Genomic DNA, 20,032 nt, shown 5'->3' with positions numbered 1-20,032 from the left:
CGCTCCCATGTCCAAGTCGTCAGGAGGCCAGGTCCCGGTGGGCCACGACAATGTTGGCGCACCGCGTCGGACCCGGCTGTCATCAGTCCCTTGGCACGTGGTCGCACCTCTCGTCCTCTACGTCCTGGTGTCCCTGGGCGGGGTGACCCAGTCCTCGATCGGGGCGTCCGAGCTCCGTGTCGACCCGGCAGACCCGTCCGGAGTCATGCTGGGGGAGGCACGCTCCACGCGATCGGACGAGTTCCTGACCACGAGCCCGCTGGTCCTGGGTGTCACGGCCACGGGCGACGCCGATGACCACAACCCACTCACCGCGTCGCAGGCCTACCTCAGTGGGCTGCCGACCGGTCCTGCCACGTCGCTGTTGTTCCTCGACGGGTCGCTCCTGCGGCTGGGGCCCTGGCTGCCCGACGGGATCCTCTTCTCCGCCAGGTACTGGCTGGGCACCCTGTTGCTCCTCCTCGCGGCGCCCGCGTGGTTCCGGACGCTGACCGGGAGCCGCTGGGTGGGGTGGTTCGCCGCCGCGCTGATCCTCTTCTCGCCGGCCAACGCGTGGTGGTCGAGCAGCCACGGCAACCTGCTCGGCTTCACCCTCGCCGGTGCCGTGGCGCTGCAGCGTGCCTCACGGATCGTCGAGACCGGCCGGTGGTGGCAGGCGGGCGCGTGGATGGTGGCCTCGGCCTGGCTCCTCGTCCGCACACCGCTCTTCTACCCGCCGTGGGCGGTGGTCGTCGTCCCGGCGGTCCTGCTCGGCACGGTCGCCGCCCTGCTGGCCGCATCGCCGGCGCGCCGCCGCACGATCGCGGCGGTCGGCGGGGTCGCGGCGCTGACGTTGGTGTTCCTGGCGACCCTCTACCTGGAGAACCGCGAGGCGATCGCCGCGACCGCCGGCACCGTGTATCCCGGGGCCCGGGTGCTCTCGGGCTCGGCCAACGCCCTCCAGTCGGTCCTCGGCGCCACCAACCTCGGCATCCTGGCCGGCGGCGTGGAGGTGCTCGGGTCCAACTCGTCCGAGATCTCCTCGGGGTTCACGGTGGCCCTCGTGCTCGCCGTGCTGCTGCTCGCCCGCGGAGTGTCGTGGCGCGTGCCGGGCCAGCGGTGGGCCGTCGTCTCGATGCTGGCCGTCACCGGGTTCTGGGTGCTCTGGTCGACCGTCGACTTCGGAGCGTTCGGCTCCAGCCTCCCGTTGCTCAACCAGGTCCCCTCCGCGAGGTCGACCCAGGTGCTCGGCCACCTCGGGGTCCTGCTGCTGTGCCTGCTGCTGCCTGCTGCGCCGGCGCGTGGCACCGTCTCGTGGTCGCTCATGGCGGCGGGCACGACCGCGGCCATGGCGGCGTACGCCGGATCGCTGCTGCGTCTGCAGACCATCCCCGCCCTCACCGTCGGCGGCATCTGGCTGGCGGCGCTCGCCCTCGCCGTGACGGTGTTCGCCCTCACCTACCGGCCCCGCCACGCGGCGGGCTACGTCCTCGGCGGGGCGCTCGCGTTCTCGCTGGTGTGGCACGTCAACCCCGTGCTCGTCGGGCTCGGCGACTTGCGCGACAGCACGGCGGCGCGCGAGATGCTCGAGGAGGGAGAGGCAGCCCGCGCGGACGGGGGCGTGTGGGCCTCGGACCACTACTCCGTCGACGCGCTGATGATGGCCACCGGTGTCCCGGCGTTCTCCGGACGGCAGATGTCGGGCCCGGACCCGGAGGTCTGGGGCCGGCTCGACCCGGGCCGTGAGCACGAGGACGTGTGGAACCGCGGCGGGGCCTACATCTGGTTCTCCTGGTCCGGACGCGAGCGGCTCGAGTGGACCAACCCGACGCCCGACGTGATCCACGTCGCCGGCTCACCGTGCGTCGTGGCGGACCGGCTCCCGCGGCTGACGACGGTCGTGGCCAAGCGTGAGCTCGACCTCGACTGCCTGCGGCCCGAGCGGAGCTTCGACTGGGGCGGGGAGCCGCGCTGGGTCTACTCGGTGGAGGGACGGACCGGGCGATAGCCTGACCCCCGCCATGCCCCGACAGGATCCTCCCCAGCAGCCGCCCCCGGTCCAGCGCCTCCGCGTCCGCTACGCCAAGCGCGGCCGGCTGCGCTTCACCAGCCATCGCGACTTCTCCCGCGCGTTCGAGCGCGCCGTATTCCGCGCGCGCATCCCGATGGCCTACTCGTCGGGCTTCAACCCGCACCCGCGCATCTCCTACGCCGGCGCCTCACCCACCGGGGCGGCGAGCGAGGCGGAGTACCTCGAGCTGGCGCTCGCGGAGGTGCTGGTCCCCGCCGAGGTGCACCAGCTCCTCGACGCCTCGCTCCCGCCGGGGCTCGACGTGCTGGCGGTGGTGGAGTCGTCCGGCGGCTCGCTGTCCGACCGGCTCCAGGCCAGTCGCTGGAGGATCGAGGTCGACGTGCCCCGTCCCGAGGCCGAACGCGCGGTGGAGGCGTTCCTCGCCGCCCCCGAGGTGACCGTCGAGCGGATGACCAAGCGCGGCCTGCGCAGCTTCGACGCCCGCGCGGCGGTCTCGTCGCTCGCGGTCGTCGACGCGGCCGATGGCGCGCCGACGACGATCGAGCTGGTGCTGCGCCACGGTGAGCCGGCGGTGCGTGCCGACGACATCCTCTCGGGGATGACTCGGCTCGGCGGGCTGGTCGCGAGCGGCCCGGCCCTGCTGACCCGGCTCGACCAGGGCCCCTACGACGAGGCGACCGGCGAGGTCGGCGACCCCTTCGCCAGCTGAGCGTCGAGCGCTCGGCGCACGGAGGCGGCGACCGAGTCCCACGCCCAGGTCCGGTGCGCGTGCTCCGCGGCCGCCGTCATGGTCGCGGCGTAGCGGTCCGTGTCGCGTGCGAGGTCGACCGCCTCCGCGAGCGCACCGTCCCACTCGTGGTCGCGGGCCAGTCGCCCGGTCACCCCGTCGGTGACAGCGGCGTCGAGCGACGGCGTGTGGGAGGCCACGGTCCACGTGCCGACCACCGCGGCCTCGAAGAACTTGAGGTCGGACTTGCAGACGTTGAAGGCGTTGTGCTGGAGGGGCGCGATGTTGACCTCCACCTCCGCGATCGAGTGCTGCAGCTCGACGTAGTGCATGAACGGCACGAACTCGATGCGGTCGCGGAACTCCTCCAGCGGACCGACGTCGTCGAGGAAGCCGGCGATCCGCACGGCCACGTCGGGGTCACGGTCGAGCAGGCGGGCGAGCGCGGGCGCAGCGACGGTGAAGTCCCGCACGTGCGAGGGGGTGCCACTGAAGTAGCCGATGGTCACCGGGCCCGAGCGTCGGTAGCCGGACGACTGCTTGGCCTCGAGCAGGCTGCGGCTGTAGTCCTGCTGCACCCGGTTGAGCACGTTGGGCACCACGTGGACGCTGTCGAGGGGCAGGTGACGGCCGAGCTCGGCGCGGAGCGTCTGGTTGGTCGTGAAGGCCCCCTCGCACAGGCCGAGGGTGGCGTTGAGCCGGCCCATGTAGGAGAACCAGACGTCCCAGTCCAGGCTCACCGTGGCGTCGCGGCCGAGCGAGTCCATGACCAGGCCGGCGTAGGCCGTGTCGAACACCAGGTCGTCGGTGTCGAACAGGAGGGGTACGCCGGCTCGCGCGGCCGTCGCGGCGAGGCGTCGTACGTTGCCGCCGTAGCGGTGCCGGGCGAGGACGATCGCGTCGAGCTGCGGCACGACCGGGAGCACGGAGGGGATGTCGTCGTCGCTGAACCACCCCGCGCCGACCACGCCGTCGGGGTCGCTGTTGACGGCCTCGACCACGTTGGCCACGCGGTAGCGGAAGGTGCTGGTGTCGGGCTGGCCGTAGAACCAGGCCACCCGCACCTCGCCGTCGAGCATCCGCCCGACGCGCTGCGTCACGGTGCTGTCCCACAGGACCGGGAGCGGTCCGGTGGGACGTGGCAGGTCAGCGAACATCGCCGGACCGCATCACGGCCGCGAACCGCTCGACGAGGGCGTCGACGGTGGGGGCGAGGCTGGTGTTCCAGTCGCGCTCGATGGCGTCGGCCCGCAGGTTGGCCGTGCGCCGGGCCCGGTCGTCGGAGAGCGCGAGCAGCCGCTCCATGCCCTCGAGGAGCCCGTCGACCGTCGAGGGGGCGGTGAGGATGTTGGCCGAGTAGTCGCTCAGGTCCTGCTTGCTGCCGTGCGTGTTGGTCAGCACGGGGACGCCGGCGGCTGCGAGGTCGAGCGGCGGGTAGGACGGGTGCGGCGTGTCCATCAGCACCAGCGCGGCGTCGATGGTGTGCACCAGCGCCTGGTAGTCGAGCCAGTTGAGCCCCTCCACGACCAGCGGCTTGGTGTCGCGCGGGAAGGTCAGGTCGGGCGTGCGGCGCCCGACGAGGTGCAGCTCCCACTCCTCGGGGTCGAGGATGCCCCGCTCGACGGCGCGGGACAGGACCGTGCCGCCGCGCCAGAAGAGGTTGCGGGCGTTCTCGGGGCGGGAGTAGAAGAAGAGGCGACGCTTGCCCTCGGGCCGCGGGCCGAGGTCGGCGCCCTCGCGTGGCAGTCCGCCGGGGAACGCCGGCGTGAGCGCGATCGCCTCGTCGGCGAGGTGGGGGTAGTTGTCGGGGGACCCGAGGTGGTCGAGCAGCCGCTGGGTGTTGACGACCACGGTGATCCCGCGCTCGCCGAGGGTCTCGCTGCACATCAGCCGCTCGTCACCGAAGGCGTAGAACATCCGCTCGTCCTCCTGCAGCAGGTAGAGCACCTGCTCGCGGGGGAGCGTGCTGCCGAGCGTGGCCCGGGTGGTCCACCACGACGTGGTCATGACGATCTCGTCGTCGGCGACCGCCAGCTCCGCGTCGCCCGACACCGGGACGTACGCCGTCTCGAGCGCCCCCTCGAGCCGCACGCCGGACGCCTGCTCGAGGGTCGCGACGACACTCGGGTCCGGGGCCTCGGTGCGGGTGGCGATGCGCAGCGTCGCGCCGAAGCGGTTGGCGAGGAGGATCGCGAGGATCACCGACGTGCCGACGCCGCCGAAGAGGCTGGACGGCCCGACGCTGTCGGTCAGCACGGTCACCCTCGGCGTCACCGACGCGAGGTGGGCGACCGGCAGTGGCGCGAGCTGGGCCCACTGCTGGGCGAACAGGCTGTCGAAGTAGGGCTCGCGCAGCCGGCCCCGGGGCGCGATCCGGCCCTCGTGGCGTCCGAAGCGGAGGTAGTGCAGCAGCGGGTTGGCGCCGCTCTTGGCGACGTCGACGTTCTGCCGCTGGTAGCCGGTGGTGGAGAACAGCTCACTGGGGTCGTCGCCACGACGGGCACCGAAGCGCAGGTAGTGGCGGACCAGGTCGGCGTCCTCGGGCAGGTCGGGGTGGAAGTGCCGGTAGTAGTCGGGGTCGAAGAGGCCGGACTCGACGATCAGGGCGATGTCGTCGGCGAGGGGGTTCATGCTCCTGCCCTCGGCCCGCCCGATGCGGAGGTAGTGCACCAGCGGGTTGATCTTCGCGGCCGCCACCTCCGGGTTGCGCTGGAGGTAGGAGCGGGACGAGAAGGCGGCCGAGGGGTCCTTGCCGTTGAAGCCGCCGCGCGTGAGGTAGTGCGTGACCGGGTCCTTGCCCTGCTCGCGGAGCTTGGGGTTGTGCTGGAGGTAGAACTCCTCGTCGAAGAGGTCGGACTCGCGCAGCAGGTCGGCGTCGCTGATCTCGCGTCGGTGGATCTTGCGCTCTGTCGTGGCCAACTCGGGCGTCCCCCCTGATGAGGATCGGATGCGGGTCGAACGGGTGCGTTCGGGTGTCCGGGGAGCATATCGGCGGATCCGGGCGCGCCCGTTCGCCGCGCGCCTTGGGGCAGGTGACGCGCGGTGTGCGATACTCGCCACGTTCGACGCCCCGACCACCGTCGGGATCCGTCGAGCCGACGACGTTCTCGCCGGCCGCGCCAGTGGTCGGCACCCCGGGTGGGTGGACGTCACCGGACCGCGACGCGGCCACAGGAGTCGGTGACAGCGACTCGCGGTGGCCCGGCGACCGCGGCGGGTGGCGCGCAGCTGCACGGAGACGCACACGCGGAGGGTGTCGCCGCCACAGAAGCTTTGCGTCCTCCGTGATCGCCGATCGAGATCGGTGGGCGCCGTATCGGCACCGTCACGGTGCCCGAGGAGCACCACATGCTCAGTGATGACCAGCCCGACCAGTCCAACCGCACCGAGTCGGGGTCCTCGACGCCCGGCACGGCCGGCGATCCCGCCGCGGCCACGCCGCCTGCCGCGCCCGTCGTGACGCGTCGTACGCGCAAGGCGCCGGCCAAGAAGGCGGCCGCCGCGCCGGCTGCGGACGCCCCGGACGCCCCCGGCGCCCCCGAGGCGGCCTCCGGCGGGGTCCCGGACGCCGTCCCCGCGGCCGGTGACGCCGAGGCCCCTGTCGTGCGCAAGACGACCTCGCGCCGGGCGCCCGCCAAGAAGGCGCCCGCTCGCAAGAGCGCGGCGAAGAAGGCGGCCCCCGAGGCACCCGAGGCACCCGAGGCCGGGGCTCCCGCGGTGGGGCCCGAGGCCGACGTGAGCGAGGACGCCCCGGCTCCCGCGAAGAAGGCGGCGGCACGCAAGTCGGCCGCCAAGGCGCCGGCCAAGAAGGCGGCCGCCAAGCGGACCAGCACCAGGAAGACCGCTGCGGCACCGCAGGAGCCCGAGGCACCCGTCGCCGCTGCGGCAGACGAGGACGCTCCCGAGGCCGAGGCGCCCGCTCCCACGTCCACCGGTCCTGCGGTGCTGTTCCAGCCGCCGGTCGTCACCACGACCACCCGCCGTACGCGCAAGAAGGCAGCACCCGCACCGGTCGAGGAGGCGGCTGTCGAGGCCGCCCCGGACGAGGTGGCGTCCGAGGACACCGCCGAGGCGCCCGTGGCGGCGAAGAAGTCGGCGAGGAAGACGGCGGCGAAGAAGTCCGCTGCCGAGAAGCCGGCCGGGAAGAGGTCCGGCAAGAAGGCCGCCGCCGAGCAGCCTGACGACGCGGCCCCCATTGACGAGGACGAGGACGAGGGCGCCACGACCCAGGCCGTCGGGGCGGACGTCGAGGCGTCCGATGCCTCCGACGCCGTTGCCGACTCCGACTCCGACTCCGGCTCCGCCGAGTCCGAGGACGACTCCGAGGGTGACGGCGGTTCCGGCCGTCGTCGTCGCCGCCGCGGCGGCCGTCGTCGTCGCAAGTCCGGTGAGGGCGGCGGCGAGGGCGGTGACTCCGAGGGCGCGGCCACCGACGCCGCGGACGACACCGTCGAGGCGACGACCTCCACTCCCACGGACAGCGACTCCGACTCCTCCGACGGCAACGGGGAGGGCTCCTCGCGGCGCCGTCGACGTCGCCGCCGTGCCGGCGAGGAGGGCTCCTCCGACGACGCCGAGCCCAACACCGTGACTCGCGTCCGCAAGACGCGCTCGGCCGAGGACCAGATCACCGCGGTGGCCGGCTCCACCCGTCTCGAGGCCAAGAAGCAGCGCCGTCGCGAGGGCCGCGAGGCCGGCCGCCGCCGGGCTCCGATCGTCAGCGAGGCCGAGTTCCTCGCCCGCCGCGAGTCGGTCGAGCGGGTGATGGTGATCCGCCAGCGCCAGGACCTCACCCAGATCGCCGTGCTCGAGGACAAGGTCCTCGTGGAGCACTACGTCGCCCGCGAGTCGCAGACCTCGATCATCGGCAACGTCTACCTCGGCCGGGTGCAGAACGTGCTCCCGTCGATGGAGGCCGCCTTCATCGACATCGGCAAGGGCCGCAACGCCGTGCTCTACGCCGGTGAGGTCAACTGGCAGTCGCTCGGCCACAAGGAGGGCCAGCCGCGCAAGATCGAGTCGGTGCTCTCCAGCGGCCAGATGGTCCTCGTGCAGGTCACCAAGGACCCGGTCGGCCACAAGGGCGCCCGCCTGACCAGCCAGGTCAGCCTCGCCGGTCGCTTCCTCGTCTACGTCCCGGACGGCACCACGTCCGGCATCTCCCGCAAGCTGCCCGACACCGAGCGCAGCCGACTCAAGACGCTCCTGAAGGAGATCGTCCCCGACACCGCCGGCGTGATCGTGCGCACGGCGGCCGAGGGTGCGAGCGAGGAGGAGCTGACGCGAGACGTCGAGCGCCTCAAGGCTCGCTGGGAGGACATCGAGAAGAAGGCGACCCACAAGGGCTCCGGCCCGCAGCTGCTCTACGGGGAGCCCGACCTGACCCTCAAGGTCGTGCGCGACCTGTTCACCGAGGACTTCGCCAAGCTCGTCATCGAGGGCGACGACGCCTGGGAGACCGTCCACGGCTACGTCGAGTCGGTCGCGCCCGACCTCGCCGAGCGCCTCCAGAAGTTCGAGCGCGGTGCGACCGGTGGCGACGTGTTCGCGACCTACCGGATCGACGAGCAGATCCACAAGGGGCTGGACCGCAAGGTCTGGCTGCCGTCGGGCGGCTCGCTGATCATCGACCGCACCGAGGCGATGACCGTCGTCGACGTCAACACCGGCAAGTTCACCGGGTCCGGCGGCAACCTCGAGGAGACGGTCACCAAGAACAACCTCGAGGCGGCCGAGGAGATCGTGCGCCAGCTCCGGCTGCGCGACATCGGCGGCATCATCGTCGTCGACTTCATCGACATGGTGCTCGAGTCCAACCGCGACCTCGTGGTCCGCCGGCTCGTCGAGTGCCTCGGTCGCGACCGCACCCGCCACCAGGTCGCCGAGGTGACCTCCCTCGGCCTGGTGCAGATGACCCGCAAGCGGATCGGGACCGGGCTGCTCGAGGCGTTCAGCGAGAACTGCGAGGCCTGCCACGGCCGCGGTGTGGTCATCAAGGACCAGCCCGTCGACCCCGACGCACGCCCCGACGACGGCGAGGGCCGTCGCGCCGGCCGGCGCCGCGGCCGCCGCGGCTCGGGCAGCGAGGAGTCCGCCAACGAGGGCGGCAATGGCAAGCCCGCCGAGCCGCACCACACGCCGGCTCCGTCGCCCAAGGACGTCGCCGCCATGGCCAGGGCCGACCGTGCGGTCGAGGAGGCGTCGACCGAGACGGCTGCCGAGGCGGCCACCGAGCCGGCCACCGAGGCGCCAGCGGAGGCACCTGAGGCACCGGTGGCTGCACCGATCGAGCCCCAGGCGTCCCACGAGCCGGTGGACAGTGCCCGGGCTCCCGAGCCGTCTGCCGAACCCGTCACCCAGCCCGTCGCCGAACCCGTCGCCGCGCCCGTCACCGAGGCACCGCCGGCAGAGGCCGAGAAGCCGAAGGTGGTGACGCGCACCCGCCGCCGGTCCGCCAGCCGTCCTGCCGGGCCGCCGTCGGGCGTGGGCACCCCGCCCGCGTCGGGCGTCGTCGAGCCGGGCACCGCGGGCCTTGAGCCCGGAGCCGGTCAGCCGGGGGCCGTCCCGGCCGCCGACGGCGTCGCCGGAGCTGACGGGGCCGAGGCCCCGGTGGTCGAGCACGTCCCGATCAAGAAGAAGGGCTCACGCAAGCGCTGAGCCCGCGGGAGCGGGTGGCCGACCTCGTTTTGCCGGGTCGGCACCCGATCCCGTAGTCTTGCCCCTCGGTGTTCGACGCACCGATTCTGCGCGCCCGCCCCGCGGCGTACTCGCCCGAAACAGGCGGTGTCGTGCGCAGTCCCGAAAGTTTTTCTACCTGTAGTCCGTATCGAGGAGAGTGACTCGCCGTGTACGCAGTCGTGCGCAGTGGCAGCAAGCAGCAGAAGGTTGCCGTGGGCGACGTCATCGAGATCGACGCGATGGCCGCCGCCGGTGACACCCTCACCCTGCCCGTGGTGATGGTCGTCGACGGCGACAAGGTCACCGCGACCGGCCTCGACAAGGCGAGTGTGACCGTCGAGGTGACCGGCCGCACCAAGGGCCCGAAGATCATCATCCAGAAGTACAAGAACAAGACCGGTTACAAGAAGCGCCAGGGTCACCGCCAGAAGTACACCCAGGTCAAGGTCACCGACATCTCCCTCTGAGCGCTCCTCCCCGGCTCCGCCGAGGTCGACCACTCATCCGGACTCCTCATCTGAGAAGGACTGAACAATGGCTCACAAGAAGGGTGCTGCGAGCACCAAGAACGGCCGCGACTCCAACGCGCAGCGCCTCGGTGTGAAGCGCTTCGGCGGCCAGGTCGTCGGCGCCGGCGAGATCATCGTCCGCCAGCGCGGCACGCACTTCCACCCGGGCACCGGCGTGGGTCGCGGCGGCGACGACACCCTGTTCGCCCTGCAGGCCGGCGCCGTCGAGTTCGGCACCCGCCGTGGTCGCAAGGTCGTCAACATCGTCCCCGGCGAGTGACGTCACCTCGACACTGAGCACCTCTGCGAAGGGCGTCCCTGTCTGGGGGCGCCCTTCGTGCTTTCACCCACCGATGCAAGGAATCTGATGGCCATCCCCACGTTCGTCGACCAGGTCACGCTGCACCTCGCGGCCGGACGAGGTGGCAACGGCGTGGCCTCCGTCAAGCGCGAGAAGTTCAAGCCGCTCGGCGGTCCCGACGGCGGCAACGGCGGCCAGGGCGGGTCGATCATCCTCCAGGTGGACACCAGCGTCACGACGCTCGTCGACTACCACCACAGCCCCAAGCGCCGTGCCGAGAACGGCGGCCAGGGAGCCGGCGACCACAAGAACGGCGGCAACGGCAAGGACCTCGTCCTGACCGTCCCGGACGGCACGCTGGTCAAGGACGCCGACGGCAACGAGCTCGCCGACCTCGTCGGCCACGGCACGACCATGGTGGTCGCCCAGGGCGGCCGCGGCGGCCTCGGCAACGCGGCGCTGGCCTCCTCCAAGCGCAAGGCCCCCGGCTTCGCGCTCCTCGGCGAGCCGGGCGACGAGCTCGTCGTACGCCTCGAGCTGAAGGTCGTCGCCGACATCGGCCTGGTCGGGTTCCCGAGCGCCGGCAAGTCCTCGCTCATCGCCGCGATCTCGCGGGCCCGGCCCAAGATCGCCGACTACCCGTTCACCACCCTGATTCCCAACCTCGGCGTGGTCACCGCGGGCGAGACGACCTTCGTGGTCGCCGACGTGCCCGGCCTGATCGAGGGCGCCGCGGAGGGCCGTGGGCTTGGGCACGACTTCCTGCGCCACATCGAGCGCTGCGCGGCGCTGGTCCACGTCATCGACACGGCCTCCATCGAGCCCGGTCGCAACCCGCTCGACGACCTCGAGGTCATCGAGGGCGAGCTCGCCCGCTACGGCGGTCTCGAGGACCGGCCGCGGCTCGTCGCGCTCAACAAGGTCGACGTGCCGGACGGCCAGGACATCGCCGACATGGTGGTCGAGGAGCTGCGCGGCCGCGGGCTGCGGGTCTTCGAGGTGAGTGCCGCGTCGGGTGCCGGCCTGCGCGAGCTCACGTTCGCCATGGCCGAGATCGTCGTCGCGTCCCGCGAGGTCGCGCCCGACGCCGTGCCCGAGCGGATCGTGCTGCGCCCCAAGGCGGTCGACGGCGGCGACGACTTCGAGGTCGTCGAGACCGAGGACGGGTGGCGCGTGCGCGGCACCAAGCCTGAGCGCTGGGTGCGCCAGACCGACTTCAGCAACGAGGAGGCGGTGGGCTTCCTCGCCGACCGGCTCAACCGGCTCGGCGTGGAGGTCAGGCTGGCCCAGATGGGCGCCCAGGAGGGTGACGCCGTCATCATCGGGCCGGAGAACAACTCGGTCGTGTTCGACTTCAAGCCCAGCATCGAGGCCGGCGCCGAGATGCTCGGTCGCCGCGGCGAGGACGAGCGGCTCCGCGAGACCCGCCCGGCCCGCGAGCGCCGCCGCGACATCGCCGAGGCGATGGAGTCCAAGAGCGAGGAGGAGGCCCGCGCCGACGTGGCCCGCCGCCTCGACGAGCAGCGCAGGACGAAGGGTCCCAACCGCAGCACCGGCAGCTCCGGGGTCGGTCCGATGTCCTACGAGATCGGAAGCAAGGACGACCCCGACTGGGACGGCAGTGACGACTGACCGCTCGGCCACCCGGTCAGACCTGGTGGACGGTGCCCGGCGCATCGTCGTCAAGGTCGGCTCGTCGTCGCTGACCACCGCTGCCGGCGGCATCGACCCGGCACGCGTCCGGCAGCTCGTCGAGGTGCTCGCCGCCGTGCGCGGCGACGGCGCCGAGGTGGTGCTGGTGTCGTCGGGTGCCATCGCGGCCGGCCTGGCTCCCCTCGGCCTCAAGCGGCGCCCGCGCGGGCTCGCTGCGCAGCAGGCCGCCGCGTCCGTGGGCCAGGGGCTCCTCGCCCACCGCTACCAGGAGGAGTTCGCCCGGCACGGCATCGTCACGGGCCAGGTGCTGCTCACCGTCGACGACGTCACGCGGCGCGCGCACTACCGCAACGCGCACCAGACGTTCGCCAAGCTCCTCGAGCTCGGCGTCGTGCCGATCGTCAACGAGAACGACACGGTCGCCACCTCCGAGATCCGCTTCGGTGACAACGACCGGCTGGCGGCCCTCGTCGCCCACCTGGTGCACGCCGACCTGCTGGTCCTGCTCTCCGACGTCGACGGACTCTACGACGGCCCGCCGTCGCGCCCCGGGGCGCGGCTGGTCCCGGTGGTGCGGTCCGAGGACGACCTGGCCGCGGTCACCATCGGCTCGGCCGGCGCCGCCGGCGTCGGCACCGGGGGGATGACGACCAAGATCGAGGCGGCGCGCATCGCCACCGGTGCCGGCATCGACGTCGTGCTGACCTCGGCCGACCGGGCCGCAGCCGTGCTGGCGGGAGCCGAGGTCGGCACCCACTTCGAGGCGACGGGCAAGCGCCGTCCCACCCGGCTCCTGTGGCTGGCGCACGCCACGTCGGGCCAGGGCACGCTGTCCCTCGACGAGGGTGCCGTGCGGGCGCTCGTCGAGCGCGGTGCCTCACTGCTCGCAGCCGGCATCACCGCCGTCGACGGCGCGTTCGTCGCGGGCGACGCCGTCGACCTGCTCGACCCCGACGGCGTGGTGGTGGGCCGCGGCCTCGTCAACTTCGACGCCGACGAGCTGCCGGCCCTCCTCGGCCGCTCGACCCGGGACCTGAAGCGCGCGCTGGGGACGGCGTACGAACGCGAGGTCATCCACCGCGACGACCTCGTGGTGCTCCAGCCGCGCCGGCGGCAGTAGCCGCCGGATCGACGTCCACCCGAGCGTGTGGAAGTTCAGGCGCCGGGCTCGGCCAGGGACTCCTCGAGCTCGTCCATGGTCGTGGTGAAGGCGCCGGCCAGGTCGACGCCGTAGGCGTCGGCGAGGGTCAGGACGCTCCACAGGCAGTCGGCCAGCTCGTGGGCGAGTGCCTCGTCGAGGTCCTCGCGAGGACGTACGCCCGCCTTCCCCTGCACGAGCTTGGCCAGGTCTCCGACGTCGCCGAGGAACCCGAGCATGATCTCCTCGTCGGTCCACGACCGGCCGTAGGCCGAGGCCTCGACCTCGGCGTAGCGGGCCCTGACCCGGCGCGCCCGCTCCTGCATCTGCTGGAAGTCCATGCGGTGATCCTGCCCCACGAGGTGCTCAGCCGAGCTCGCGCGGGAGGCCGAGGGCGGCGGACAGGCGCTCGGCGTAGGGCGCGCGCTCGTCGGCCGTGACCCACCGCGTCGACCGGTGCTGCTCGTAGAGGCGGTCGTCGGCGTGCCGCGGGAAGACGTGGACGTGGAGGTGCCACACGTCCTGGTTGCCGGCCGGCTCGTTGTGCTGGCGCGTCGAGGTGCCCGCGCAGTCGTACGCCGTGCGCATCGCGACCGCGACGCGCTGGGTGAGGTCCCAGACCGCGTGGCCGACGGCGGCGGGGATGTCGTACAGGTTCTCGTGGTGGCCGCGCGGGATCACGAGCGCGGCGCCGGGGTTGGCCGACCACCACTTCGGCGAGATGCGCGCATAGGCGAGCTCGGTCACCGCGACGACGTCGCCCGGCTGGTTGTGGTCGTCGTGGCCGCCGCGCTGCAGCCGGCAGAACGGGCAGTCGTAGCCGGCGGGCTCGTGGGTGGGCACCGGGGTCACCCTGCCACCCCGGTGTCGAAAGCCTGCAGCAGCTCGATCACCGCTCGCCGGGGCACCGCCGGCGCCCTGACCCCCAGGTTGCCGAACTCGACGGCGGCGAAGGCCGCCCGGAGCTCGTCGGAGTGGACGAGCGCGCTGCTCGCCGTGCCGTTGCCGCTGCCGCGGGGGACGATCGCGATCCCGGTGTCGCCCTCGTCCACCGGGAAGCGGTTGGCCCGCTGCCCCGGCCGGGCGGCATCGGCAGCCAGGGCGTCGGCCTGCTCCTGCGGGATCGGCCCGGCCGTCAGGCGGAGGACGCGGTCGCGCTCGGGGTTGCGGTAGAGGCACTGGACCTTGCCGGCACCGTCGTCGGAGCCCCGCGCGGTGGTCGCCGTGCCGATCACCGCCCGGACCCGCGGGTCGTCCTGGCGCGGGCACGCCTCGGGCAGCAGCACCCGGGGCTGGGCGTCGCGCTCGAGCGACAGGGCATCGAGGACGGCGATCAAGCGGTCGGTGGTCCTCTGCCGCTTCGCCGGGTCGCGCTCCTGGAAGCGGCGGCCTGCGTCGTCCCTGGCGATCACCCAGAAGCCCACCTCCTCGTCGGCGTGGTAGCCGTAGGCGTTGACGCTGGCGATGTCCGAGGTGGTGATGGCGGCATAGGTGCGGTTGGTGGCGTCGCCGCCGGCCAGGGCGAGGATCCTGTTGACGTCGGTCGGCCCGAACTTCCCGAGGAACCACCCCCATGCCACGACGTCGACCTCCTGGCCGTTCCTGCCCGGGTGGCTCACGATGCAGCCGTACTTGGGGTTGTCGTCCTGGATGAGCGCCCCGATCGCGCTCAGCGTGGTGATGGGGCCGGTCAGCTCGCTGTGCAGGCGGACCGACTCGCGCTTGCCCGGGGGGACGAAGGGGCGCCAGTCCTCCGGGTCGACCTCCTCGCACGGGTTGAGGTTGTCGACCGCGTTGACGTCGGCCGTCGGCTCGGCCGCCGGCTCGGGCTCCCCGGCGTCGGCGTCGGCGTCGGCGGTCTCCGACGTGCCGCCCGTCGCCCGGTCCTCGCGGTCCGAGGGAACCGACGAACCGCCGCTGCAGCCGGCCAGGAGCAGCGTGACGAGCAGCGCGACGAGCAGGGAGTGGAGTCCGGGACGGACCGGCGTCGACATGGTCGTCATCCTGCCCACTGGCTCGCCGGGTAATCCTCCCGCCGGGCGGCTCGGGGGGCCCCGTAGGCTTGGCAGGTCATGACCCAGCCGCTCGTCTACCTCGACCACGCTGCGACCACGCCCATGCTGCCGGTCGCCGTCGAGGCACTGACCCGCCACCTCGGCGGGGTCGGCAACGCGAGCTCGCTGCACGCGTCGGGTCGCGGCGCCAGGCGGGTGGTGGAGGAGTCGCGCGAGACCATCGCCGGCGTGATCGGCGCCCGGCCGGGCGACGTCGTCTTCACCTCCGGCGGCACGGAGTCCGACAACCTGGCCCTGAAGGGGATCTTCTGGGCCCGGCGCGCCGAGGACCCGCGACGTACGCGCATCCTCTCCACCGCCATCGAGCACCACGCGGTGCTCGACCCGCTGCACTGGCTGGCCGGGTCCGACGGCGCCGAGGTGGAGCTGCTCCCCGTGTCGTCGGAGGGCGTCCTGGACCTCGACTCCCTGAGGGAGTCGATCGAGCGGGACCCGGCGTCCGTGGCGCTCGTCTCGGTGATGTGGGCCAACAACGAGGTCGGCTCGCTGCAGCCGGTCGACGAGGTGGTGGCCCTCGCCGCCGAGCACGGGATCCCGGTGCACACCGACGCGGTCCAGGCCCTCGGGCAGGTGCCGGTGGACTTCGCCGACTGCGGCGTCGACGCGCTCACCTTCACCGGTCACAAGGTCGGCGGCCCCTACGGCGTGGGCGCCCTCGTCGTACGACGCGACCTGGCCGTCAGCGCGCTGGTGCACGGGGGCGGGCAGGAGCGCGACATCCGCAGCGGCACGCTCGACGTGCCGGCGATCGCCAGCCTGGCGGCGGCCGTCGAGGAGTCGGTCAAGAACCAGCACGACCACGCCGTGCGCGTCGCCGCCCTGCGCGACGACCTCGTGCGCCGCGTCATCGAGGTGGTGCCCGACGCCCACCTGCACGGTGCGCCGGCCGGGCCGGGGCGGCTCCCCGGCAACGCCCACATCGGCTTCCCCGGCTGCGAGGGTGACTCGCTGCTGATGCTGCTGGACGCCCGCGGCATCGAGTGCTCGACCGGGTCGGCCTGCTCCGCCGGCGTCCCGCAGCCCTCCCACGTCCTGCTCGCGATGGGCTGCGACGACGACCAGGCACGTCACTCGCTCCGCTTCTCCCTGGGCCACACCACCACGCCGGGCGACGTCGACGCGCTCGTCGAGGCCATCGGCCCGGTGGTGGAGCGCGCCCGGGCCGCCAGGTCACGCTGAGGAGCCGGGAGATGAAGGTCGTCGCCGCGATGTCCGGCGGGGTGGACTCAGCCGTCGCCGCCGCCCGAGCCGTCGAGGCCGGGCACGACGTGACCGGCGTGCACCTCGCGCTGAGCCGCAACCCGGCGTCGTACCGATCCGGCGCGCGCGGGTGCTGCACCATCGAGGACAGCAACGACGCGCGTCGCGCGGCCGACGTCATCGGCATCCCGTTCTACGTCTGGGACCTGTCCGACCGCTTCCACGAGGACGTCGTGGAGGACTTCATGGACGAGTACGCCGCCGGGCGCACGCCCAACCCGTGCCTGAGGTGCAACGAGAAGATCAAGTTCGCCGCCGTGCTCGACCGGGCACTGGCCCTGGGCTTCGACGCGGTCGCCACCGGGCACTACGCCCGCCTGCGCACGGGTGCCGACGGCCTCATCGAGATGCACCGTGCGGCCGACCACGCCAAGGACCAGTCCTACGTCCTCGGCGTGCTCGACCAGCAGCAGCTGCGGCACTCGCTCTTCCCGCTGGGCGACACCGACAAGCCGGCCGTGCGCCGCGAGGCCGAGGCGCGCGGCCTGCTGGTGGCCGACAAGCCCGACTCCCACGACATCTGCTTCGTCGCCGACGGCGACAACGCCGGCTGGCTGCGCGAGAAGCTGGGCGACCGTGCGCCCAACCACGGCGGCGACATCGTCGACGTGACGACGGGCGAGGCGGTCGGCAGCCACACCGGCACCTACGGCTTCACCATCGGCCAGCGCCGGGGCCTCCGGCTCGGCGTCCCCGCGGCCGACGGCAAGCCGCGCTTCGTGCTCGACATCGAGCCGGTCAGCGGCACCGTCACGGTCGGTCCGCGCGAGCGCCTCGCCGTCGACCACGTCTCCGGCACCCGTCCGCGGTGGTGCGGCACGGTGCCCGAGCGCGTCGAGGGCACCGTTCAGCTGCGCGCCCACGGCGCCGAGCACCGGGCGGTCGTCGTCGTGTCCGGCGACCGGGTGGAGATCGACCTCCTCGACCCTGCCGAGGGCATCGCGCCGGGACAGGCCGCGGTGATCTACGACGGCACCCGCGTCGTCGGCTCGGCCACCATCGCGGCCACCCGCCGGGCGGAGGCCCGCGCGTGACCGTCACCACGACGCTGGCCCAGCGGGCCGGCGCCCTGCTCGGCCCGCGCCACACGTCGTACGTCGTCGCGCTGGTGACCCCGGCCGGCGCCGAGGTCGGTGCCGTCGGCGCCGACGAGCACGCCGACGTCGAGCTCGGGTCGGTGAGCAAGGGCATCACGGGCTTCCTGTGGCGCGACGCCGTCGCCCGCGGCGAGGTCGCGGAGGACGCCGTGCTCGGCGACCACCTCGACGTGCCGTCCCGCCCGGCGCGCATCCCGCTGTCCGCGCTCGCCACCCACCGCTCGGGGCTGCCGCGGGTCGCCGGGGCGAACATGACGCGGCGCACGTGGGAGCTGTGGCGCCACGGCCGCAACCCCTACCGCGAGGACCTGCCCGGACTGCTGGCGCTGCTCGACGGCGTCACGGTGCGTCGCGGGTCGCGGCCCTCCTACTCCAACCTCGGCTTCCAGCTGCTCGGCCACGCGGTCGCCCGCGCGGCGGGCCTGGCCTACGCCGACCTGGTGGCCGAGCGCATCGCCCGTCCGCTCGGGATGACCGACACCTACGTGCCTACGTCCGCCGACCTGCTGCGCCCCGGCGCGGTCGCGCCGCTCGCCCGCGGCGGTCGCGTGGTCGAGCCCTGGGCCAACGAGGCCGTCGCGCCGGCCGGGGGAGTGCGCTCGTCCGCCGCGGACCTCGCCCTGCTGCTGCGGGCGATGCTGGACCGGAGCGTCGTGGGTGCCGACGCGATGGACCCGGTCGCTCCCATGGTCGGCCGCACGCGGATCGGCGCCGGGTGGCTGACCGGGCCGCTCCTGCGGCGCACCGTCACCTGGCACAACGGCGGGACCGGAGGCTTCCGGTCCTTCGTCGGCATCGACCGCGACCACGGCGTGGGCGTCGCGCTCGTCAGCGCCTCGACCCGCTCGGTCGACGGTGCCGGCGCCCGCCTGCTGGCCGACGAAGGGGACCGGGCATGACGAGGGCGACCGGTGTGGGCTCGATGCCCGGCACGACCGACGGTGACCACGTGGAGGCGACCCGCCTCGTCCTCGGTGAGCTGCCCGACCTGCCGCACGTGCCCGAGGTCCCCGGCCGCGGCGTCACGGCCGCGATGACCGGCCGTGGTCTCGCGGTCGTCGAGGGCCTCGGCGCGGACCTGCAGCCCGCCGGCTGGCGGCTCACCGACGCCGACGGGGTCGACCACCGTCGCGCGCGGTCGCTGCTCGCCCAGGACCTCGACACGGTCGAGGAGCTGGCCCAGGACTACCAGGGCGCGTTCAAGACCCAGGTCGCCGGCCCGTGGACCCTCGCCGCCACGGTTGAGAAGCCGCGCGGCGACAAGGTGCTCTCCGACCACGGCGCCCGTCGCGAGCTCGCACAGGCGCTCGCGGAAGGGGTGCGCACCCACCTGGCCGACCTGCGCCGGCGGGTCCGCGGCGTCGACCGGTGGATCGTGCAGGTCGACGAGCCGGCGCTGGCGGCCGTGGTGGCCGGCAAGGTCCCGACTGCCAGCGGCTTCGGGCGGCACCGCAGGGTCGACCTTCCCGAGGCGTCGGCGCACCTGGAGTGGGTCGTCTCCGCCATCGTCGACGGCGGAGGTGAGGCGTGGGTGCACTCCTGCGCCCCGCAGACGCCGTGGGCGCTCGTCGCGGGGACCGGGGCCCACGGGCTCTCCGCCGACCTGGACATGCTCGGCCCGGCCGACCTCGACACCTTCGCGGAGGTGCTCGAGTCCGGCCGGACCGCCGCCCTCGGCGTCGTCCCGTCGACCACGCCGGCCGGGGGCGCCTCCGAGGTGCGCACGACCGAACGGGTCCAGCGCTGGCTCGACATGCTCGGCCTGGACCCCGACGGAGTCGGCGAGCAGCTGGTGGTCACACCGACCTGCGGTCTCTCCGGCGCGACGGCGGAGTGGGCGGGGAGCGCCGTACGGCTCTCCGCGACCGTGGCCCGCAACCTCTGAGAGCCGGGCGGCGGTCAGCGACCTGTGCGCGGGACCTGGGCCGCGAGCACCTCGAGCACCGAGCCGAGGGCGACGTCGTGCCACCGCCGGGAGCCGGCCAGCATGTAGTGGCCGAGCCCGCCCATGTCGTGGAGCTCGACGCTCGTCGCGACGGTGCGCGCGCGGTCGACGTAGCGGCTGGTCTCGCGGAACGACGTGATCCGGTCGCGGCGCCCGTGGGCCGCCCGGAGCGCGCGACCCGCCAGGGTCGAGACGGGGTCGTCCGCGGACCACCACGGCGCCAGGCCGACCACACCGACGACGGAAGGGTGGTCGGCCGCGTGCACCGCCACCCGGGCGCCCATCGAGTGGCCGAGGAGGATCACGGGGGTGTCGCCGTAGGCCGACCGCAGCTCGTCGAGCGCCCACCGGGCGTCGTGCACCGGTCCGGCACCACCGTTCCACCCGCGCACCCGGTAGCGGGCGAGCCACACGCCGACGCCGGCCTCGTGCGCCTGCGGGACGATGGAGCGCCGCAGCCACGCGGCCCGGCGCCACGACGCGCTGGTCGAGCCGATGGCCCGGTCCGACCGGGGCTTGCCCCCGTGGAGGACCAGGACCATCGCGCGCGGATCGTCCGGTACGTCGTCGGTCGTCAGGAAGGGATCGGTCACGACTCTCCTTCGGGGCGGCGGCGGCGCTGGATGGGCGGGTGGCCC

The 20,032-nt window shown here is 73.4% G+C and carries 17 protein-coding genes; 11 read left to right on the top strand and 6 right to left on the bottom strand.

The window, feature by feature from the left end:
- Positions 1 to 97: 97 nt before the first annotated feature.
- Together NCI01_RS12085 and NCI01_RS12080 are read left to right on the top strand one after the other, a co-directional pair.
- On the top strand, positions 98 to 1,987 hold the full coding sequence (locus tag NCI01_RS12085) for a DUF7657 domain-containing protein (protein ID WP_254181741.1): 1,890 nt from the start codon (positions 98 to 100) through the stop codon (positions 1,985 to 1,987).
- A gap of 13 nt (positions 1,988 to 2,000) precedes the next feature.
- Positions 2,001 to 2,720 carry a TIGR03936 family radical SAM-associated protein gene (locus NCI01_RS12080; protein ID WP_254181740.1) on the top strand — a complete coding sequence of 240 codons (720 nt, stop codon included), beginning with the start codon at positions 2,001 to 2,003 and terminating at the stop codon, positions 2,718 to 2,720.
- Here NCI01_RS12080 and NCI01_RS12075 read toward each other — a convergent pair.
- Together NCI01_RS12075 and NCI01_RS12070 are read right to left on the bottom strand one after the other, a co-directional pair.
- Positions 2,675 to 3,895 carry a glycosyltransferase gene (locus tag NCI01_RS12075; protein ID WP_254181739.1) on the bottom strand — a complete coding sequence of 407 codons (1,221 nt, stop codon included), beginning with the start codon at positions 3,893 to 3,895 and terminating at the stop codon, positions 2,675 to 2,677. The two genes, NCI01_RS12080 and NCI01_RS12075, sit on opposite strands and share 46 nt — an antisense overlap.
- Positions 3,885 to 5,657 (bottom strand): rhamnosyltransferase WsaF family glycosyltransferase, encoded by a 1,773-nt coding sequence (locus NCI01_RS12070; protein ID WP_254181738.1) that lies wholly within the window; start codon positions 5,655 to 5,657, stop codon positions 3,885 to 3,887. The genes NCI01_RS12075 and NCI01_RS12070 overlap by 11 nt, the downstream gene beginning before the upstream one ends.
- Before the next feature lie 429 nt (positions 5,658 to 6,086).
- Between NCI01_RS12070 and NCI01_RS12065 the strand changes: the two genes are divergently transcribed.
- The 5 genes from NCI01_RS12065 (at position 6,087) to proB (ending at position 12,999) form a co-directional block, all read left to right on the top strand.
- Positions 6,087 to 9,395, top strand: coding sequence for an Rne/Rng family ribonuclease (locus NCI01_RS12065; protein ID WP_254181737.1), 3,309 nt, complete (start codon positions 6,087 to 6,089; stop codon positions 9,393 to 9,395).
- A gap of 188 nt (positions 9,396 to 9,583) precedes the next feature.
- On the top strand, positions 9,584 to 9,883 hold the full coding sequence (gene rplU / locus NCI01_RS12060) for a 50S ribosomal protein L21 (RefSeq protein WP_056908626.1): 300 nt from the start codon (positions 9,584 to 9,586) through the stop codon (positions 9,881 to 9,883).
- Positions 9,884 to 9,950: 67 nt separating this feature from the next.
- Complete coding sequence (rpmA, locus tag NCI01_RS12055; RefSeq protein WP_056602771.1) at positions 9,951 to 10,205, top strand: 50S ribosomal protein L27; 255 nt, start codon at positions 9,951 to 9,953, stop codon at positions 10,203 to 10,205.
- Between the two features lie 87 nt (positions 10,206 to 10,292).
- A complete protein-coding gene (obgE, locus tag NCI01_RS12050; protein WP_254181736.1) occupies positions 10,293 to 11,858 on the top strand; it encodes a GTPase ObgE in 1,566 nt (521 codons plus the stop codon).
- Entirely contained in the window at positions 11,848 to 12,999 is a 1,152-nt protein-coding gene (gene proB / locus NCI01_RS12045) for a glutamate 5-kinase (RefSeq protein ID WP_254181735.1), read from the top strand. Before obgE ends, proB begins: the two co-directional genes overlap by 11 nt.
- Positions 13,000 to 13,034: 35 nt before the next feature.
- On the opposite strand, the gene NCI01_RS12040 is transcribed toward proB, so the two are convergent.
- Genes NCI01_RS12040 through NCI01_RS12030 form a run of 3 tightly spaced genes read right to left on the bottom strand, consistent with a single transcriptional unit; the run spans position 13,035 to position 15,011 of the window.
- On the bottom strand, positions 13,035 to 13,358 hold the full coding sequence (locus NCI01_RS12040) for a MazG nucleotide pyrophosphohydrolase domain-containing protein (RefSeq protein WP_254181734.1): 324 nt from the start codon (positions 13,356 to 13,358) through the stop codon (positions 13,035 to 13,037).
- Between the two features lie 25 nt (positions 13,359 to 13,383).
- Positions 13,384 to 13,860, bottom strand: a complete 477-nt coding sequence (locus tag NCI01_RS12035) for an HIT family protein (RefSeq protein ID WP_254181733.1) — start codon at positions 13,858 to 13,860, stop codon at positions 13,384 to 13,386.
- A 5-nt stretch (positions 13,861 to 13,865) separates the two neighbouring features.
- Entirely contained in the window at positions 13,866 to 15,011 is a 1,146-nt protein-coding gene (locus NCI01_RS12030) for a hypothetical protein (RefSeq protein WP_254181732.1), read from the bottom strand.
- A gap of 78 nt (positions 15,012 to 15,089) precedes the next feature.
- Between NCI01_RS12030 and NCI01_RS12025 the strand changes: the two genes are divergently transcribed.
- The 4 genes from NCI01_RS12025 to NCI01_RS12010 are packed head-to-tail and all read left to right on the top strand — an operon-like array spanning position 15,090 to position 19,334.
- Positions 15,090 to 16,271: a cysteine desulfurase family protein gene (locus NCI01_RS12025; protein WP_254181731.1), complete on the top strand. Its 1,182-nt coding sequence runs from the start codon at positions 15,090 to 15,092 to the stop codon at positions 16,269 to 16,271.
- A gap of 11 nt (positions 16,272 to 16,282) precedes the next feature.
- Positions 16,283 to 17,386 (top strand): tRNA 2-thiouridine(34) synthase MnmA, encoded by a 1,104-nt coding sequence (gene mnmA, locus NCI01_RS12020; protein WP_254181730.1) that lies wholly within the window; start codon positions 16,283 to 16,285, stop codon positions 17,384 to 17,386.
- On the top strand, positions 17,383 to 18,348 hold the full coding sequence (locus tag NCI01_RS12015; RefSeq protein WP_254181729.1) for a serine hydrolase domain-containing protein: 966 nt from the start codon (positions 17,383 to 17,385) through the stop codon (positions 18,346 to 18,348). Before mnmA ends, NCI01_RS12015 begins: the two co-directional genes overlap by 4 nt.
- The gene (locus tag NCI01_RS12010; RefSeq protein WP_254181728.1) at positions 18,345 to 19,334 is read left to right on the top strand and encodes a uroporphyrinogen decarboxylase/cobalamine-independent methonine synthase family protein; all 990 of its coding nucleotides are present in this window, start codon (positions 18,345 to 18,347) and stop codon (positions 19,332 to 19,334) included. The genes NCI01_RS12015 and NCI01_RS12010 overlap by 4 nt, the downstream gene beginning before the upstream one ends.
- Positions 19,335 to 19,348: 14 nt before the next feature.
- Here NCI01_RS12010 and NCI01_RS12005 read toward each other — a convergent pair whose 3' ends face one another.
- Complete coding sequence (locus NCI01_RS12005) at positions 19,349 to 19,987, bottom strand: alpha/beta hydrolase (RefSeq protein WP_254181727.1); 639 nt, start codon at positions 19,985 to 19,987, stop codon at positions 19,349 to 19,351.
- Positions 19,988 to 20,032 lie beyond the last annotated feature (45 nt).

This window comes from Nocardioides pinisoli (assembly GCF_024199985.1).
GTDB lineage: Bacteria > Actinomycetota > Actinomycetes > Propionibacteriales > Nocardioidaceae > Nocardioides > Nocardioides pinisoli.
The sequence above is the reverse complement of the archived record's forward strand: the minus strand, read 5'-3'. Positions and strand labels throughout refer to the sequence as shown.

Coding starts and splice junctions, on each gene's coding strand:
- rpmA (WP_056602771.1), top strand. CDS start 9,951: ATGGCTCACAAGAAGGGTGCTGCGAGCACCAAGAACGGCCGCGACTCC.
- NCI01_RS12080 (WP_254181740.1), top strand. CDS start 2,001: ATGCCCCGACAGGATCCTCCCCAGCAGCCGCCCCCGGTCCAGCGCCTC.
- mnmA (WP_254181730.1), top strand. CDS start 16,283: ATGAAGGTCGTCGCCGCGATGTCCGGCGGGGTGGACTCAGCCGTCGCC.
- NCI01_RS12025 (WP_254181731.1), top strand. CDS start 15,090: ATGACCCAGCCGCTCGTCTACCTCGACCACGCTGCGACCACGCCCATG.
- NCI01_RS12065 (WP_254181737.1), top strand. CDS start 6,087: ATGCTCAGTGATGACCAGCCCGACCAGTCCAACCGCACCGAGTCGGGG.
- NCI01_RS12075 (WP_254181739.1), bottom strand. CDS start 3,895: ATGTTCGCTGACCTGCCACGTCCCACCGGACCGCTCCCGGTCCTGTGG.
- NCI01_RS12010 (WP_254181728.1), top strand. CDS start 18,345: ATGACGAGGGCGACCGGTGTGGGCTCGATGCCCGGCACGACCGACGGT.
- obgE (WP_254181736.1), top strand. CDS start 10,293: ATGGCCATCCCCACGTTCGTCGACCAGGTCACGCTGCACCTCGCGGCC.
- NCI01_RS12030 (WP_254181732.1), bottom strand. CDS start 15,011: ATGTCGACGCCGGTCCGTCCCGGACTCCACTCCCTGCTCGTCGCGCTG.
- NCI01_RS12040 (WP_254181734.1), bottom strand. CDS start 13,358: ATGGACTTCCAGCAGATGCAGGAGCGGGCGCGCCGGGTCAGGGCCCGC.